Source organism: Melissospora conviva (genome assembly GCF_049523535.1).
Lineage (GTDB): Bacteria > Actinomycetota > Actinomycetes > Mycobacteriales > Micromonosporaceae > Melissospora > Melissospora conviva.
The window spans coordinates 126,233-143,110 of sequence record NZ_JBLLDT010000002.1 but is presented as its reverse complement, the minus strand read 5'-3'; the positions used below and the strand labels follow the sequence as shown (position 1 = coordinate 143,110).

Here is a 16,878-nt window from a genome sequence, read left to right as displayed (position 1 = left end):
CGCCGCGCGCCGTCGCCGGTCAGCCGCCGGCGGCGCCGTCGGGACCGCTGTTGCCGCCACCGGGATCCGGGGATGCGTCCGGCGCCGGTGTGGCCGAAGGGGCCGGCGTCGGCGGAAGTGCCGGAGTTGACTCCGACGGCGTCGGCTCGGTGCCGTTGCTCTCCTGCGGCTCCGGCGACGGGGAGGGGACCGTGCTCGCCTCGAGGGTGGGCGTGGGGGAGGGCCGCGCCTCCGGCGCCGCGCTCGAAGGCTGCTCCACCGGGAGCAGCGGCCCGCTCGGCCGGTCCTCGGCCGATCCGCTCGGCTCCGGGTCGGCAGCGGTGGGCACCGACTGCGGGGCAGGCGAGAGATTGGGGGCCGGGTTCGCCGGCGTCGCCTCGAAGAGATTGAGCGCCGTGGCCAGCCCCAGCACGGCGACCAGGACGGTCCCGGCCAGCATCATCAGCGCCGGTTGCGGCCGGCGGCGCTTCGGCGCCGGATCGAGGACCGCTGTGGACAGTTCGCTCAGCCCGGCGGCGCCGGCTGCCGCGCGCGGGGTGATGACAGCGGTGGCCGCCCCGGCGCCCGTCTCGGCGCTGCTGTCGCCGCGTTGCAGGGCCCGGGCCGCGTCGGCCAGCGCCTGGGCGCTGCCGAACCGGTCGTCGGGCTCCTTCGCCAGCGCGCGCAGGACCAGCGCCGCCACCGGCAGCGGGATCTCCTCCGGCAACGGTGGGGGTTCGTCGTCGAGGTGGCGGACCGCGACCTGCAGGGCGTTCTCCGCGGTGAAGGGCGGACCGCCGGTGAGGCAGCAGTACGCGACGGCGCCGAGTGCGTAGATGTCGGTCGCGGCGGAGACCGGCCGGCCGGCAGCCTGCTCCGGCGCCATGTAGAGGGCCGTGCCCGGGATGGCGTTCGTGCTGGTGATGCTGGTGATGCTGGCCGCCCGGGCCACCCCGAAGTCGAGCAGGACGATCGTGCCGTCGGGCTGCACCAGGATATTGCTGGGCTTCACGTCGCGGTGCACGATGCCGGCCAGGTGTGCCGCGTGCAGGGCGGTCGCGGTCTGGGTCAGCATCGACAGCGTCTCGTCGACGCCCAGCGCGCCGGCGGCCTCGATCCGCTTCGACAGCGGCGCGCCCTCGACGTACTCCATGACCAGGTAGTCGGCCCGGCCGTCGGGCAGATCGTCCTGGCCGACGTCGTAGACCTGGACGATCCCGGGATGCCGCAGCGCGGCGAGCATCCGCGCCTCGGCCCGGAACCGGGCGATGAAGTCCGGGTCGCTCACGAGAGCAGGCAACAGGACCTTGACCGCGACATCGCGGCCGAGCAGGAGGTCGCTGCCGCGCCACACGTCGCCCATCCCGCCGGTCGCCAGTCGCTCGGACAGGCGATAGCGGTCGCTGAGTACGACTCCCTCGGACAACACCCGGTCACCGTACCGACTATTCGCGGCAGTCACGAACTGGCCGTCCGGTCTGGGACTCGCTGTCCGTCTGTCCGCAGCCGCACGTGCGGTCCTCGGCGGGAGGCAGGTGCACCTGCGAGGGGCCAGGCCGCTGGGACTACCCTCGTACCCCGTTGCCGGACCCGGCGCCGGCGGGTTCCGGCGCTCTCTTCGAAACGGGTGTCATGGAGGGTTTTCTCGTCGCGCTGGCGGTCAGCTTCGGCGTCATCTTCGTCGCCGAACTGGGTGACAAGTCCCAGCTCATGGCGATGACGTTCGCGACCCGCTTCAAGCCGGTGCCGGTGCTGATCGGCATCACCATCGCCACCGCCCTGGTGCATCTGGTCTCGGTGGCCATCGGATACGGACTCGGCGCCACCCTCCCCACCGGGTGGATCTCGCTCGCCGCCGGTGTCGCCTTCCTCGGGTTCGGCGCGTGGACCCTGCGCGGTGACCGCCTCACCGAGGAGGAACGCCAGCGCGCCGAGCGCTCCGGCAAGTCCGCGGTGCTCGCCGTCGGCGCCGCGTTCTTCCTCGCCGAGCTCGGCGACAAGACCATGCTCGCCACCATCACCCTCGCCACCCAGTACGGCTGGTTCGGCACCTGGCTCGGCTCGACGATCGGCATGGTCGCCGCCGACGCCCTGGCGATCCTGGTCGGCCGGTGGCTCGGCAAGCGGCTGCCCGAGCGCACCATCAAGTACGGCGCCGCTGCCCTCTTCGCGATCTGCGGCATCTGGCTCATCGTCGACGCGATCGGCCAGATCTGAGCCAGGCCGGGCAACGGCGACGACCGACCCCGCTGCGGGCATCGGCGTCGCACTCGTCGTGCACCCGGCCCGCCGGCTCCGGGGCGGGCTACCACGCCGGCGGGGCCCCAGGACGCCCGTCGTCACCGCCGGGTCGCCCCGGAACCGGCCGGCGGCGCGGTGCGGGGTCGCGCCGTCAGGACTGCGGATCCTGCTGGTAGACGTCGGGGATACCGTCCCGGTCCGCGTCGCGGGTCTCCACGGCGTGAATTCGGCGGTAGTGGGCGTTGCGGCGCAGCAGGATCACCGAGGCGAGCACGGCCGCCGTCACCGAGCCGGTGAGCACGGCGATCTTGACGTGCTCGTCGGCGACGCTGCCGGTGCCGAAGGCGAGTTCGCCGATGAGCAGCGAGACGGTGAAACCGACCCCGGCGAGCATCGCCAGGCCGAGCAGGTCCGACCAGGTGATGTTCTCGTCGAGTTCGGCCCGGGTGAAGCGGGCCAGCAGGTACGTCGAGCCGAGAATGCCGATCGTCTTGCCCAGCACCAGCCCGCCCACGATGCCGATCACGACGGGGTCGGTGAAGATGGCGCCCAGGTCGGCGCCGCGCAGCGAGACGCCGGCGGCGAAGAACGCGAAGACCGGGACGGCGAAGCCGGCCGAGACCGGGCGCCAGAGGTGCTCGAAGTGCTCGGCGAGGCCGGGGCCGGTTCCGGCGCGGCGCACCACCGGCACGGCGAAGCCGAGCAGCACCCCGGCGACGGTGGCGTGCACCCCGGAGCTGTGCACGAGCAGCCAGGTCGCCGCCGCGAGCGGAATCAGCGCCCACCACCAGGTCTTGCGCGCCTGCACCAGAAGGGCGAACAGGGCGAGCGGGATCAGCGCGGCCAGCAGCGGCAGCGGCGCGAAACCGGTGGTGTAGAAGATCGCGATGACGGTGATGGCGAGCAGGTCGTCGACGACCGCCAGGGTGAGCAGAAAGGCCCGCAGGGCGTGTGGCAGGTGGGAGCTGACCACCGCGAGCACGGCGAGTGCGAAGGCGATGTCGGTGGCCGTGGGGATCGCCCAGCCGGCGGCCCCTTCGCCGCCGGCGTTGACCGCGAAGTAGATCAGCGCCGGGACCACCATGCCGCCGATGGCGGCGACGATCGGCAGGGCCGCCCGCCGCGGGTCGCGCAGGTCACCGGCGACGAACTCGCGCTTGAGTTCCAGTCCGACGACGAAGAAGAAGATCGCGAGGAGGCCGTCGGCGGCCCACTGGCTCAGGGTCAGGTCCAGGTGCAGCGACTGGGCCTGGGGGACCGGCACGAAGCTGCCGAGGCGGAAGTAGGTCTCGCTCCACGGCGAGTTCGCCCAGAACAGTGCCGCGGCGGCGGCCACCAGGAGCAGCGCCCCGCCGACGGTCTCGGTGCGCAGGATGTCGCCGACGAATCGGCGTTCGGGCCAGGAACCGCGCTGCAGCAGACGGGGACGGCGGCGGGCGGGCGCGGGGCGCTCTGTCATCGGGCTGCGTTACCTCTTCGTCGACGGGCGTGTTGATACCACCGCCGACCAGGCTTCCCGGCACACCGTTGATCATCCTAGCGCGCACGACCCGGCGGTGACGAGCAGCGCTGCGCGCGGTCGTTCTTCGCCGGCGGTCGCCAGTGGGACCGGCGTAGGGCCGAGTCGAGTGAAGTACCTGGTGAGGGGCAATGCCCGAATCGACGACGAGGGGACCGGTGTGATGACCTTGCTGCGCCTGGTGGGCCGCAACCTGTGGCTGGTGCTGATCACTGTCCTGCTCGCCGCGGGTGGCGCGGCGCTGTACACGCTGCGGACCGAGCCCCGGTACGAGGCCCGGGTGACCTTCTACGTCCCCACCGCGGCCGGCACCGCCGGGCAGGCCGCGCCAGAGGACCTGCTCGATCAGCGGATCCGCTCCTACGCGGGGCTGGTGACCAGCGACCGGGCTCTGCGCCAGGTCGCCCGCGACATCGGGGGAGAGACGCCCGTGTCGGCGCTGCGGGAGCAGTTGCGGGTCCGGGCCGACCCCGCCGCGATGATGTTGCGAGTGGTCGTCGCCGGGCCCCGGCCCGAACAGGTGCTGCGCGTCGCCGAGGTGATCGCCGCCCGGCTGCCCGGCCTGATCGGCGAGGTGGAATCCGGCGCGGGCCGGCCTACGGCGAGCGCCATCGAGGTCGTCGACGGCCCGGCCGCCGGCACCGCGCCCGTCGCGCCCCGTCCCGTACGCGACATCTGCCTCGCCGCACTCGCCGGTCTGCTGGCCGGGCTGCTCCTGGCGCTGCTGCGGGGCGTGACCGACACCCGTATCCGCGACGCCCGCACCCTGCGCCGCGTCACCGGCGCCCCGGTGCTGGGCGAGATCCCGTACGAGCCCGCCGCCCGCTCGGCGCCCCTGATCGCCGGTCGCGCCGGGCGATCGCCCCGCGGCGAGGCGATGCGCAAGCTCCGCACCAACCTGCGCTTCGTCAACGTCGCCGAACCGGCCCGGGTCATCACGGTCTGCAGCCCCGGTGCGGGGGAGGGACGCACCAGCCTCTCCTGCAACCTCGCCATCGCGCTGGCCGAAGCCGGCTGGCGGGTGCTGCTGGTCGACGCCGACCTGCGCGCGCCAGGGGTGGCCGGGCAGCTCGGGCTGGAACCCGCCGCCGGGCTGACCGAGGTGCTGCTCGGTGAGGTGCGCGTCGGCGAGGTCGTACAGCCATGGGGGGAGAAGTCGCTGCTGGTGCTGCCGGCCGGCGCCGTGCCGTCCAACCCGAGTGAGCTGCTCGGCTCGAAGGCGATGGCGGATCTGCTGCAGAGCCTGCGGGACTGCGCCGACATCGTGATCGTCGACACCGCGCCTCTGCTGGCGGTCACCGACGCGGTGGTGGTGGCGGTGCAGTCCGACGGTGCGCTGCTCGTCGCCCGCCGGGGGCGTACCGGTGCCGCTGCGGCGGCCCAGGCCGCCGACACGTTGCAGGCGGTGTCGGTGCGGCTGCTCGGCGGTGTGCTCAACCGCAGCCGCCGGGTACGGGCCGGGACGCACCGTACGCCGCCGGCGGCCGTCGCACCGCTGCCCGCGCCGACCGTCCCCGCCCGGCGGATGCCGTCGGTGGAGGCGCCGGGGTCCCTGACCGGCGCGGCAGCCCTCGATCCGATCGGAGAGCCGACGCAGGAACTGCGCCGTATCCCGCGCTGAGGGGGCGGGGGCTCTCCTGGCGCCTACCGGATCGGTTCGCCGCAGGAGAGCGTGTCCGGGTCAGCCCGGTCGGCTTCCGGCGTCGGTGGAAGCACCACGTCGGCGACGTCCGCCGAGGCTGTCCACCACCGCGATGACCAGGGTGACCAGCACGACCAGCACCGAGACGACGAGCGCCTGCCGGAACGCGTCGGCCCAGGCGCCCTGCCGGTCGGCGAGGACGGCGAAGAAGACCGCGCCGATCCCGGCGATTCCCGCGGAGGCACCGATGCGCTGTGCCGTCTGCAGCATCCCGGCGGCGCTGCCGGCCTGCGCCACGGGCACCTGCGACAGGCTCAGGTTCTGGTTCGGGGTGATCACCAGGCCGCTGCCCAGGCCGGCGAAGAGCAGCGGCAACGCCAGCACGAACGGCGCCGGGCGGCCGGGGACCAGCCCGGTGAGGACCACCGCGGCACCCAGTCCGAGCGCGACCATGGCCAGCCCGCCGGCGACCATCGGGCGGCCGAGCCGGTGCACGTACCGGCCGCCGGCGATCGCGGAGACCGCCGCGCCACAGGCGAACGGGGTGATCGCCAGCCCGGCTGCCAGCGGGCTGTATCCCAGACCGGTCTGCAGGTAGAGGGCGTAGACGAAGAAGATGGCGGTGAACCCGGCGAAGTAGACCAGCGAGATCAGCGTCCCCAGTCCGTACGAGCGCAGGCGGAACAGCGCCAGGTCGAACAGGGGCGTGTCCCGGCGGCGGTAGCGTCGCTCCCAGAGCGTGAAACCGGCCAGTACGGCCAGCCCTGCCGGGATCAGCAGCCACTTGCCCGCGCCGCGCCACTGGTCCCGCTGGATCATCGGCAGCAGCACCAGCGTCACGCCGGTGGCCAGCAGGAGCACCCCGGCGGGGTCCAGCCGTCCGCCGCGCCGGTGTGGGTCGGGCCCGGGCAGGTAACGCCGGCCCAGCAGTACCGCCACGATCCCCACCGGGACGTTGACGAAGAAGACCCAGCGCCAGCCGTGTTCCATCCCGCCGAGTTGGATGAGCAGCCCACCCAGCAGCGGTCCGATCGCCGTGGAGACCCCGACGACCGCCCCGAGCGTGCCGAACGGCCGATCCCGTTCGCGGCCCTGGAAGAGCTCCTGGATCAGGCCGGTCACCTGTGGGTTGACCAGTCCGGCGGCGGCGCCCTGCAGGATCCGCGACAGGATCAGCCAGGTGGAGTTCTGGGCCAGTCCGGAGAGGGCGCTGGCGGCGGTGAACAGCGCCAGCCCCGCGCAGAACAGCACCCGGCGGCCGTGGATGTCACCCAGCCGGCCGGCGGGCACCAGCACCAGCCCGAACGCCAGCGTGTACCCGGAGAGGATCCACTGCAGGTCGGCGGGGCTGGCGTCGAGCGCCCGGTCGATCGACGGGACGGCGACGTTGACCACACTGACGTCGAGCAGGGTCATGAACGACGCGACGACTCCGACGTAGAGCGCGCGCCAGCGGTGCGGGTGGGTGGCGGTCGCGGCGGCGCCGCCGGTCCCGGGGTCAGGCGGGTTGACGCGCACACCAACGGGGGCCGAAGTTGAGCCCCTCCACCGGGGTGTCCTCACGGTGCAGGAGATCCTTCTGGGCGAGGGTGCTCAGCGGGGCGTCGAGCTCCGCCTCGGTGAGCCCGGCCTCCTCGGCGATCACGGCCGGGTACGGCACCTGGCCGCGGGTTTCCAGCGTGGCCACGGCGGTGTAGACCCGCTCCTCGACCTCAGAGAGCCGGATCTGTTCCATGACGCCTCCTCGACGGCTGGCGAACCACGGTCGGTCGCCTCGCGGGACGGGCTACCCCGTATGGCGCCGATGATGCGCCGGCGGGCAGCGGATGCCGGGCTCGCCGGCCGCCCGTCGCTCGGCGGCCGGCCGTGCGGCGCGCCCTCGCCGTACCGTCCGGTTTGCCCTACGCTACGTCCCGTGACCGGATGGGATCTGGCCGTGGTCGGCGGTGGGCCGGCGGGACTCACCGCGGCACGGGTCGCCGCCGCGGCAGGTGTGCGGACCGTGGTGCTGGAGAAGGCCGCCCATCCCCGCTACAAGACCTGCGGTGGCGGACTGATCGGCACCTCGCTGACCGCGCTCGCCGGGCAGGTCGAGCCCCCCGCCGACGACCTGATCGACCGGGTCACCTTCACCCGGGACGGGGCCCGCCGGTTCAGCCGCTGTCACCGTGGGGGTCCGCTGCTGGCGATGGTCCGCCGGGAGGCCTTCGACGAGCGGCTGCGGGTGGCCGCGGTGGGCGCCGGCGCGCAGGTACGCCAGCGCTGCCCGGTACGGGCGGTCGAGCAGGACCACCGCGGGGTACGGCTGCGGCTGGCCGATGGCGAGATCGTCACCGCTGCGGCGGTGATCGGCGCCGACGGCTCGGCGGGGGTGAGCGCCCGGCACGTCGGCGTGCGCTACCGGCAGGTGGACCTGGGGCTGGAACTGGAGCTGCCGGTGGCCGGCGCGATGCGTGACCGGTGGCGCGGGCAGGTCCTGCTCGACTGGGGCCCGATCCCCGGCTCCTACGCCTGGGTCTTTCCCAAGGACGACCGGCTGACCGTCGGGGTGATCGCCGCCCGGGGCGGCGCGGAGCGGACCCGGGCCTACCTGCGCGACTTCGTGGCGGGGCTCGGGCTGGACCAGATTCGGCCGGCGCACGACTCGGGGCATCTGACCCGCTGCCGGGCGGACGACTCGCCGCTGCGCCGCGACCGGGTGCTGGTCGCCGGTGACGCCGCGGGACTGCTCGAACCGTGGAGCCGGGAGGGCATCAGCTACGCGCTGCGTTCCGGCGCCCTGGCCGGTGCGGCGGTCGCCGCCGGTGATCCGGCCGCGTACGAGCGCGGCGTCCAGGCGGAGCTGACCCCGTCGATGCAGGCCGGCTTCCGGCTGTTGGCGGCTTTCAGCCGGCGTCCCGGGGTCTTCCACGCGTTGCTGGCCACGCCGCCCGGCTGGCGGTTCTTCACCCGCTTCTGCCAGGGCAGCGCTTCCTTCGAGCAGACCCTGGCCCGGCCGCCGGTGCGCGCGGCGCTTGCGCTGCTGCGCTGACCGGCGGCCGTCGGCGGCTCAGGGCACGATCACCGCCCGACCCTCGATCTCACCGGCGCGCAGCTGCCGGTAGGCCTCGATCGTCTGATCCAGCGGGAAGGTCTGCACCGCCGAGTGGATCAGGCCTTCCCGGCCGAGCGCCAGCACCTCGTACAGCTCGGCGCGGGTGCCCCAGAAGGGCATCTCGACGACCGCCTCGAAGGGGACCGGCGGCGGGGCGTCCGCCACGGCAGCCACCGGCGTCGTGCCGCCGCCCAGTCCGATCAGCATCAGACGTCCGCCGATGGACAGGACGTTGCGGGCGGTCGTCATCGTCGCGTCCACACCGACGCAGTCCAGCACCACGTCCGCGCCGCCGGGCGGCGGCCCGACCAGCGACCGGATGCGCTCGACGGCGTCCGGACCGGCCTGCACGGTCTCGTCGGCGCCGAGCCGGCGGGCCAGGTCCAGGGCCGCGGGCCGGCTGTCGACGGCGATCACCCGTACCGCGGTCGTCTGCTTCAGGATCTGCACCGCCATGTGCCCGAGGCCGCCGACGCCGATCACCACGCACCAGTTGCCGGGGCGCAGCGCGGGCCGGGCCACCTCGATCGCGTGGTAAGGGGTCAGCGCGGCGTCGGTCAGCGGCGCGGCCGCGGCGAAGTCCAGATCGCCGATCGGCAGCAGACGTGAGGCGTGCACGCTCATCTGGTCGGCGAGGCCACCGTCGCGGCTGATGCCGATCCCGCCCACCGGCACGGTCCGGCACTGGTTCTCCAGACCCCGCAGGCAGGCCCGGCAGCGGCCGCAGCCCATGATCCCGTAGACGGCGACGCGGTCACCGGGCGACCAGCCGGTCACGCCGGCGCCGACCTCGGCGATCGTCCCGGCGACCTCGTGGCTGAGCGTCAGCGGGGTCGGGAAGACGCCGGCGGGGGCGTCGAGGATGTGCAGGTCGGAGTGGCAGGCGCCGGCGGCGCCGACGTTCAGCAGGACCTCGCCGGGTCCGGGCGTCGGGGCCGGGATCTCGACCTGTTCGAGTACACCGGGAGCGGTCATCTGGATGGCGCGCATCTGTTCTCCTTCCGGCCGGTGGCCCGCACCGGCATCGTCAGACGCCTCGTTCCGCGTGGCCGGCAAGGAGGTCCGTTCGTTCCGGGTGGCCGGCAAGGGCGTCCCTGGCTGCGGGTGCGTACCCGACCGGGTGGTGATGATGCGGTCCCCGGCGGCCTGGCGGCATTCTGCGTTGGCTTCCGCGGATCCGCGGCCTATGGTGTGGGAATGCCATCGCCGCGCCAGCAGCTCACCGGCACCGTCGTCACGGTGCCGGTGTCGCATGCCGCGTGGATCGTCGGGTTCGTGCCGGGCTGCGTGACAACGCCGGCGGCCCGGGACGCCGTGCTCACCAAGGTCCTTCCCACCTCCGGGCTGCCGAGCCCGGCTCGCTCCGGCCGCGGCCCACCGGTGGTGCAGTTCATCCTCAGAACAGCCACCAGGGCGAAGCGCTACCGCTTCGGCCCTTTTTCTTTTTCTGCGAAAGGTATGGCAATGAGCGCCCCTGCCGGCACCACCAGCATCGACCAGACATGGCTGCGCGACCTGCGCGCGAGGCTCGCCCACGAGCACGCGGAGCAGACCGCCAGACTGACCGAACTCACCGCCGACACCGGCGATCCGGGCGAGGCCCACACCCAGGCGGCCCTGCTCGTCGCCGCCCGCCAGAGCATCGAGCAGCTCGCCGGCGCCCTGCAGCGCATCGACGACGGACGGTACGGCACCTGTGACAGCTGCGCCGGGGTGATCCCGCCGGAGCGGCTCGAGGTGATTCCGCACGCCCGCCGTTGCGTGCCGTGTCAGCAGAAGCACGGCGCCTGACGAGGTCCCGCGGTGTGCCGCCCACCGGCGGCACACCGCGGTCGGACCGGGCGACCCGGCGGCGGTGATCGGCGCGCGTGACCGCGCCGGGGCCGGTCACCGCCGGCACATGATCGTCGGCGGTCGGCCGTTTTCCCGGCAACCGGGCGGGTAGGGCGCAGAGCGGGACGCCCACCGCGAAACGGAGACAGCCGATGGAGAACGACCAGTACGCCCAGCAGGACCCCGCCCGGCAGTACGGCCAGCGCGACGGTCAGCCCGTCCAGCAGCAGGAGCACCCGGGCCACACCGGCGACATGCGGCCGCAGCCCGACCACGGTGAGCGGACGTACCGGGGCAGTGGACGGCTGGCCGGCAAGCGGGCGGTGGTCACCGGCGGCGACTCGGGCATCGGGCGCGCGGTCGCGCTGGCCTTCGCCCGGGAGGGCGCCGACGTGCTGATCTCCTACCCCGACGAGGAGGAGGCCGACGCGCAGCAGACGCTGCGGCTCGTCGCCGACGCCGGCCGGCGGGGCGTCGGCATGCCTGGTGACATCACCGACGAGGACCACTGCAAGCTGCTGATCGAACGCGCCGTCGCCGAACTCGGCGGCATCGACATCCTCGCCAACGTCGCCGGATACCAGATGTCGCAGTCCGACGGCCTCGCCGGGATCGACACCGCTCAGCTCGACCGGGTCTTCAAGACCAACATCTACGCCATGTTCTGGCTCTGCAAGGCGGCGATCCCGCACCTGCCGGCCGGCGGGACCATCATCAACACCACCTCGATCCAGGCGTACGACCCGTCGCCGCAGCTGATGGACTACGCCGCCACCAAGGCGGCGATCGTCAACGTCACCAAGTCGCTCGCCGCGAACCTCGCCGACCGGGGAATCCGGGTCAACGCCGTCGCCCCGGGCGCGGTCTGGACGCCGCTGATCCCGGCGACGATGCCGCCGGAGGCGGTGGAGTCCTTCGGCGACAACTCGCCCATCGGCCGCCCTGGGCAGCCGGCGGAGCTGGCTCCCGCGTACGTCTTCTTCGCCTCCCAGGAGTCAAGCTTCGTCACCGGGGAGATCCTCGGCGTGACCGGCGGCCGGCCGATCAGCTGATCGGGGCCGCCGACCGCGCTGGCGACGGCACGTACCGTCGCGCCGCGGTCAGCCCTGCCAGACCTCGCGTACCCGGGCCGCCAGGGTGGCGGCCTGGGTACGTCCGGCACGGGCGGCCGGTCCCTGCCGCCGGGGGTCGAGCATGTTGCGGCCGATCGCCTGCCGGGCCGCCTGGTCCGGTGACATCAGTACGACCCGGGCGTGCTCGCGCAGCCGGCGCACCTGGGCCTCGACCGGCACGAGGTGCCCGACGCCGAACTGCAGCGGGGCCAGCACCACCACCCGCTCGTAGCCGGCCGCCAGGTCGGCGTTGGCCATCGAGCGCATCCCGCCGTCCATCCAGTGCCGGTCACCGATCGCCACCGGGGGCCAGACGCCGGGAACCGCGCAGCTGGCGGCGACGGCGTCGACCAGGTCGACCCCGCTGTCCCGGTCGAAGGCGACGAATTCGCCGGACTCCGCGTCGACCGCGGTGACCAGCAGCCGGCGCGCGGGCCACTGCGCCACCGCGAGGAGGGCGGCCACCCGGGCGCGGTGGGCCGCCGGTCCGGCCGGCGCGGTCACGGCCATCGCCGCCCGGCCGACCCGGGCACGGAACCGCTGCGGGTCCCGGCTGCGCACGCCCGCCCAGCCCCAGCGCAGCAGCGTGCCGGGATCCAGCCGGCCGCCGGCGCCCTTCTGCCCGCCCGACCTGGCCCTCTCGCCCGGTGGGCGGGATCGTTGCGGTCCTTCGGCGACAAGGGCCTGGTAGCTCTCCTCGATGTCGAGCCCGGCGGTGAGCCGGGCCCCGACCATCGAACCAGCCGAGGTGCCGACGACCAGGTCCGCAGCGCCGAGGTCGAGGCCGGCCTCCCGCAGGCCGGCCAGCACCCCGGTCATCCAGGCGATGCCGGTGAAGCCGCCGCCGCCCAGCACGAGCGCGCGGCTCGGCCCGCTCATCGGCCGAGGGGAGTGGTCGGGGGCGTACCGGTCACGGACCCGGGTGCGGTCCGGGGTCGCCTGGCGGATTCGGGATCTGCCGAGCGGGTGCGGGACGGGGACAACGTGACCACCTCCGAGAGGCCCCCGATTCCGCTGGTCGGCCCGGGCGGGCGGGAGTGCCACCCGAAACTAGGCAGCCCTCCCATCCCTGTCAATGCGCAGCGGGAGGCCCCTCGCCGGTCGCGGATGAATCGACGGCGGTAGGCCGGACCGCCGCCGCCGCCGACACGGGCGTCCGGTTGCCGCCGGTATGGTCGCGCTGTCCCCTGTGCCCCGTGACTTTCGCCGCGGATGTCCGGATTTTTTCGGGGCGGATCCGGGGTCGGTCCGGAATCGCTTCGGGGGTCGGGGTGGTTGTGTATGGCGTACGGCCGAGGAACGCGACCCCCGGCCCGGCGGTGAGCCGGCTGGTGTGTGTGCCGGGTGTGTGTCCCCCTTTCTCGGCCGTTTCCCATTCTTTTCGGTGAGGGCCCGTGCTTGGGTGTCGTGCTGAGTCGCGGCTCAGGTATTTGCGGGTTTTTTTCCCCTTGTTTCGAGCGTGGAGGAGTTCCCCTGATGAAGAACATTTTCCGTGGTATTGGTGTGGGTGTCGCGGGTCTGGCGTTCGCTTCTGGTGTGGTTGCGGGTCCGGCGGTTCCGGTGTTCGCGCAGGCGGCTGAGGTGGCGCAGCCGGGTACCGTGGCCGTGGCGCAGGTGCGGGCCGGTCCGGATCACGCTGCCCTGGCGACGAGTGTGCAGGGTAAGCAGTCGCGTATCGATCTGTCTGCGGAGCAGCAGGAGAACGCGAAGGCGATCGTGGCGGCGACGAAGGATTCGGGTATGAACGAGCGTGCTGCGGTGATCGCGGTGGCTACTGCGATGCAGGAGTCGAAGTTGGAGAACCTGGGTCATCTGGGTGCGGCCAACGATCATGATTCGCAGGGTCTGTTCCAGCAGCGTCCGTCCAGTGGTTGGGGCTCGGTGGAGCAGATTCGGGATCCGCAGTACTCGACGACTGCGTTCCTTGATTCCCTTGACGAGGTTGAGGGTTGGGAGCAGATGCCGTTGACCGTCGCGGCGCAGAAGGTGCAGGTGTCGGCGTACCCGAACGCGTACGCGCAGTGGGAGACCCAGGCCGCCGAGCTGGTCGCCCAGCACTGGTGACGGACACCGACAAAGAGCAACCACAACAGCAGACGAACGAAGGCCGGGCACCATGGGTGCCCGGCCTTCGGCGCATCGACATCCCGGACCGGTCACGTTCACCGGTCGTGCGCCGGCCCGCAGGCTCCTGCCCTAAGGTGGACGCAGACCCGTTGCCGACGAGGGAGGGCCGCGCTCATGGGCCTGCGCACGTTCCTCCAGGGCTGGCCCGTCTACCGCCAGCTCACCGGTACCGACCCGCTCGGTCTCGGCGCGGCCGCCCAATCGCCGCGCTCGCGCAGCCTGACACCGCGTACCGACACGGCCGACTCGATGGCCCGCTCGGTCTGCCCGTACTGCGCGGTCGGCTGCGGCCAGCGCGTCTACGTCTCCGACGGCAAGGTCACCCAGATCGAGGGCGACCCGGACAGCCCGATCTCCCGCGGCCGGCTCTGCCCGAAGGGCGCGGCGAGCAAGAACCTCGTCACCAGTGAGCGGCGCCAGACCAAGGTCCGCTACCGCCGCCCGTACGGCACCGACTGGGAGGAGCTCGACCTCGACACCGCGCTGGAGATGATCGCCGACCGGGTGCTCGCGGCCCGGGAGCAGACCTGGGAGTCCAGCGACGACAAGGGACGGCCGCTCAACCGCACCCTCGGCATCTCCAGCCTGGGCGGTGCGACGCTGGACAACGAAGAGAACTATCTGATCAAGAAGCTCTTCACCGCGATGGGCGCGATCCAGATCGAGAACCAGGCCCGTATTTGACACTCCGCCACCGTTCCCGGTCTGGGGACGAGCTTCGGTCGCGGCGGCGCGACGGACTTCCAACAGGATCTGATCAACTCTGACGTCATCGTCATCCAGGGCTCCAACATGGCCGAGTGTCATCCGGTGGGATTCCAGTGGGTGATGGAGGCGAAGAAGCGGGGTGCCACGGTCATCCACGTCGACCCGCGGTTCACCCGTACCAGCGCCGTGGCCGACCTGCACGTGCCGATCCGGGCCGGCACCGACATCGCCTTCCTCGGCGGCATCGTGCGTCACATCCTGGCCAACGAACTCGACTTCCGGGAGTACGTGCTCGCCTACACCAACGCGGCGACCATCGTCAGCGAGCACTTCGTCGACACCGAGGAGCTCGACGGTCTCTTCTCCGGCTTCGACCCCGAGACCGGCACGTACGACCAGACCAGCTGGCAGTACCAGGGCCAGGAGGACGAGGGCGACGAGCAGGACAGCGCGCAGCAGCGGGAGACCGCCGCCGGGCTTGAGCAGGAATCGCACGGGCCGCCGACCGACAGCGACAAGGACCGCGACGAGACGCTGCAGCATCCCCGCTGCGTCTACCAGATCCTCAAACGGCACTTCGCCCGCTACACCCCGGAGCTGGTCGAGCAGGTCTGCGGGGTGCCGGCGGAGCTGTTCGACCAGGTGGCGCAGGCCTGGACGCGCAACTCCGGCCGGGAGCGCACCGGGGCGCTGGTCTACTCAGTGGGCTGGACCCAGCACACCGTCGGCGTGCAGTACATCCGCACCGGCGCGATCATTCAGCTGCTGCTGGGCAACGTCGGCCGCCCGGGCGGCGGCATCCTCGCGCTGCGCGGTCACGCCAGCATCCAGGGTTCCACCGACATTCCGACCCTGTTCAACCTGCTGCCGGGTTACCTGCCGATGCCGCACCACGCCGACCATCCGACGTACGCCGAGTGGGTCGACAGCATCCGCCACCCCGACCAGAAGGGTTTCTGGGTCAACGCCGACGCGTACGCGGCGAACCTGCTCAAGGCGTACTGGGGCGAGGCGGCGACGCCCGACAACGACTTCTGCTACGACTACCTGCCCCGGCTGACCGGCGACCACGGCACCTATCAGCAGGTGCTGAACATGATCGACGGCAAGATCAAGGGGTATTTCCTGCTCGGGCAGAACCCGGCTGTCGGCTCCGCGCACGGCCGCGCCCAGCGCCTGGGCATGGCCAACCTCGACTGGCTGGTGGTCCGCGACCTGTTCATGATCGAGTCGGCGACGTTCTGGAAGGACGGCCCGGAGGTCGCCACCGGCGAGATCGTCCCGGAACAGTGCAGGACCGAGGTCTTCTTCCTGCCGGCCGCCTCCCATGTGGAGAAGGAGGGCACCTTCACCCAGACCCAGCGGCTGCTGCAGTGGCGTGAGAAGGCCCTCGACCCGTCCGGTGACTGCCGCTCCGAGCTCTGGTTCTTCTACCACCTCGGACGGATCATCCGGCAGCGGCTGGCGGGCTCCACCCACCCGCGCGACCGGGCGCTGCTCGACCTGACCTGGGACTACCCCGTCCACGGCCGCTACGACGAGCCGAGCGCCGAGGCGGTGCTGCGTGAGATCAACGGCTATGAGGTGGCGACCGGCCGGCCACTGAGCTCCTTCACCGAGATGAAGAACGACGGCACCACCGCCGGCGGCTGCTGGATCTACACCGGCGTCTACGCCGACGGGGTCAACCAGGCCGCCCGCCGCAGATCGCGCCACGAACAGGACCTGGTCGCCGCCGAGTGGGGCTGGGCCTGGCCGGCGAACCGTCGCATGCTCTACAACCGGGCCTCGGCCGATCCGCAGGGCCGGCCGTGGAGCGAGCGCAAGCGCTACATCTGGTGGGACGAGGCGGCCGGGCGCTGGACCGGGCCGGACGTGCCCGACTTCGAGGTGACCAAGCCGCCGGACTACCGTCCCGGCCCGGACGCCACCGGTCCGGCGGCGATCGCCGGCGACGACCCGTTCATCATGCAGGCCGACGGGAAGGGCTGGTTGTACGCGCCCACCGGCGCCCTCGACGGACCGCTGCCCACCCACTACGAGCCGGCCGAGTCACCGGTACGCAACCGCCTCTACGGCCGCCAGGCCAACCCGGTACGCAAGCGCTACGACCACCCGGTGAATCCCGCCCATCCGGAGCCGCCGCACGCCGACGAGCAGCTCTACCCGTACGTTTTCACGGTCAGCCGGCTCACCGAGCACCACACCGCCGGCGGCATGAGCCGCAACGTGCGGTACCTGGCGGAGCTGCAACCGGAGATGTTCGTCGAGGTCTCCCCGGCACTCGCCGCCGAACGCGGCCTGACCCACCTGGGCTGGGCACATCTGATCACCGCCCGCTCGGCGGTCGAGGCGCGGGTGCTGGTCACCGAGCGGATCCGGCCGCTGCGCATCGAGGACCGGTTGCTGCACCAGGTCTGGCTGCCCTACCACTGGGGTGGGGAGGGGCTGATCACCGGCGACTCCGCCAACGACCTCTTCGGCATCACCCTGGACCCGAACGTGCTGATCCAGAGCAGCAAGGTCGGCACCTGCGACGTGCGGCCGGGTCGTCGGCCGAGAGGGCCGGCGCTGCGGGCGCTGATAGAGCAGTACCACCGCCGCAGCGGCGGGCCGGGTGGGA

General features: G+C 72.6%; 12 protein-coding genes and 1 pseudogene. 7 read left to right on the top strand and 6 right to left on the bottom strand.

Going from position 1 to position 16,878, the window contains the following annotated elements; all coding sequences use genetic code 11:
* Positions 1 to 19: 19 nt before the first annotated feature.
* Positions 20 to 1,408, bottom strand: a complete 1,389-nt coding sequence (locus ACK8GG_RS05825; RefSeq protein WP_440355759.1) for a serine/threonine-protein kinase — start codon at positions 1,406 to 1,408, stop codon at positions 20 to 22.
* 203 nt (positions 1,409 to 1,611) lie between these two features.
* On the opposite strand from ACK8GG_RS05825, the gene ACK8GG_RS05820 reads away from it, so the two are divergent.
* The gene (locus tag ACK8GG_RS05820) at positions 1,612 to 2,196 is read left to right on the top strand and encodes a TMEM165/GDT1 family protein (RefSeq protein ID WP_440353032.1); all 585 of its coding nucleotides are present in this window, start codon (positions 1,612 to 1,614) and stop codon (positions 2,194 to 2,196) included.
* Between the two features lie 175 nt (positions 2,197 to 2,371).
* On the opposite strand, the gene nhaA is transcribed toward ACK8GG_RS05820, so the two are convergent.
* A complete protein-coding gene (gene nhaA / locus ACK8GG_RS05815; RefSeq protein ID WP_440355758.1) occupies positions 2,372 to 3,679 on the bottom strand; it encodes a Na+/H+ antiporter NhaA in 1,308 nt (435 codons plus the stop codon).
* Between the two features lie 181 nt (positions 3,680 to 3,860).
* Between nhaA and ACK8GG_RS05810 the strand changes: the two genes are divergently transcribed.
* Positions 3,861 to 5,360 carry a tyrosine-protein kinase domain-containing protein gene (locus ACK8GG_RS05810; RefSeq protein ID WP_440355757.1) on the top strand — a complete coding sequence of 500 codons (1,500 nt, stop codon included), beginning with the start codon at positions 3,861 to 3,863 and terminating at the stop codon, positions 5,358 to 5,360.
* 60 nt (positions 5,361 to 5,420) lie between these two features.
* Here the strand turns inward: ACK8GG_RS05810 and ACK8GG_RS05805 are convergent, their stop codons facing one another.
* Positions 5,421 to 6,899 carry an MFS transporter gene (locus ACK8GG_RS05805; RefSeq protein ID WP_440353035.1) on the bottom strand — a complete coding sequence of 493 codons (1,479 nt, stop codon included), beginning with the start codon at positions 6,897 to 6,899 and terminating at the stop codon, positions 5,421 to 5,423.
* Entirely contained in the window at positions 6,880 to 7,116 is a 237-nt protein-coding gene (locus ACK8GG_RS05800) for a hypothetical protein (protein ID WP_440351979.1), read from the bottom strand. The genes ACK8GG_RS05805 and ACK8GG_RS05800 overlap by 20 nt, the downstream gene beginning before the upstream one ends.
* Positions 7,117 to 7,296: 180 nt before the next feature.
* Here ACK8GG_RS05800 and ACK8GG_RS05795 point away from each other — a divergent pair, with 180 nt between their 5' ends.
* The gene (locus tag ACK8GG_RS05795) at positions 7,297 to 8,412 is read left to right on the top strand and encodes a geranylgeranyl reductase family protein (RefSeq protein ID WP_440353036.1); all 1,116 of its coding nucleotides are present in this window, start codon (positions 7,297 to 7,299) and stop codon (positions 8,410 to 8,412) included.
* A gap of 18 nt (positions 8,413 to 8,430) precedes the next feature.
* On the opposite strand, the gene ACK8GG_RS05790 is transcribed toward ACK8GG_RS05795, so the two are convergent.
* Positions 8,431 to 9,465: an alcohol dehydrogenase catalytic domain-containing protein gene (locus tag ACK8GG_RS05790; protein WP_440355756.1), complete on the bottom strand. Its 1,035-nt coding sequence runs from the start codon at positions 9,463 to 9,465 to the stop codon at positions 8,431 to 8,433.
* Between the two features lie 207 nt (positions 9,466 to 9,672).
* Between ACK8GG_RS05790 and ACK8GG_RS05785 the strand changes: the two genes are divergently transcribed.
* Together ACK8GG_RS05785 and ACK8GG_RS05780 are read left to right on the top strand one after the other, a co-directional pair.
* Complete coding sequence (locus ACK8GG_RS05785; RefSeq protein ID WP_440353038.1) at positions 9,673 to 10,266, top strand: TraR/DksA family transcriptional regulator; 594 nt, start codon at positions 9,673 to 9,675, stop codon at positions 10,264 to 10,266.
* A 194-nt stretch (positions 10,267 to 10,460) separates the two neighbouring features.
* Positions 10,461 to 11,360, top strand: a complete 900-nt coding sequence (locus ACK8GG_RS05780; protein ID WP_440355755.1) for an SDR family oxidoreductase — start codon at positions 10,461 to 10,463, stop codon at positions 11,358 to 11,360.
* Positions 11,361 to 11,408: 48 nt separating this feature from the next.
* Here ACK8GG_RS05780 and ACK8GG_RS05775 read toward each other — a convergent pair whose 3' ends face one another.
* The gene (locus ACK8GG_RS05775) at positions 11,409 to 12,299 is read right to left on the bottom strand and encodes a patatin-like phospholipase family protein (RefSeq protein ID WP_440355754.1); all 891 of its coding nucleotides are present in this window, start codon (positions 12,297 to 12,299) and stop codon (positions 11,409 to 11,411) included.
* Between the two features lie 597 nt (positions 12,300 to 12,896).
* On the opposite strand from ACK8GG_RS05775, the gene ACK8GG_RS05770 reads away from it, so the two are divergent.
* Positions 12,897 to 13,484 carry a hypothetical protein gene (locus tag ACK8GG_RS05770; protein ID WP_440355753.1) on the top strand — a complete coding sequence of 196 codons (588 nt, stop codon included), beginning with the start codon at positions 12,897 to 12,899 and terminating at the stop codon, positions 13,482 to 13,484.
* A gap of 177 nt (positions 13,485 to 13,661) precedes the next feature.
* A pseudogene (gene fdh, locus ACK8GG_RS05765) lies at positions 13,662 to 16,865 on the top strand (formate dehydrogenase); the annotation flags it as partial.
* Between the last annotated feature and the right edge of the window lie 13 nt (positions 16,866 to 16,878).

What these genes read in the sequence shown, in the direction of transcription:
- ACK8GG_RS05820 (WP_440353032.1), top strand. Translation starts at nt 1,612, where the DNA reads ATGGAGGGTTTTCTCGTCGCGCTGGCGGTCAGCTTCGGCGTCATCTTC.
- nhaA (WP_440355758.1), bottom strand. Translation starts at nt 3,679, where the DNA reads ATGACAGAGCGCCCCGCGCCCGCCCGCCGCCGTCCCCGTCTGCTGCAG.
- ACK8GG_RS05800 (WP_440351979.1), bottom strand. Translation starts at nt 7,116, where the DNA reads ATGGAACAGATCCGGCTCTCTGAGGTCGAGGAGCGGGTCTACACCGCC.
- ACK8GG_RS05790 (WP_440355756.1), bottom strand. Translation starts at nt 9,465, where the DNA reads ATGCGCGCCATCCAGATGACCGCTCCCGGTGTACTCGAACAGGTCGAG.
- ACK8GG_RS05785 (WP_440353038.1), top strand. Translation starts at nt 9,673, where the DNA reads ATGCCATCGCCGCGCCAGCAGCTCACCGGCACCGTCGTCACGGTGCCG.
- ACK8GG_RS05780 (WP_440355755.1), top strand. Translation starts at nt 10,461, where the DNA reads ATGGAGAACGACCAGTACGCCCAGCAGGACCCCGCCCGGCAGTACGGC.
- ACK8GG_RS05775 (WP_440355754.1), bottom strand. Translation starts at nt 12,299, where the DNA reads ATGAGCGGGCCGAGCCGCGCGCTCGTGCTGGGCGGCGGCGGCTTCACC.
- ACK8GG_RS05770 (WP_440355753.1), top strand. Translation starts at nt 12,897, where the DNA reads ATGAAGAACATTTTCCGTGGTATTGGTGTGGGTGTCGCGGGTCTGGCG.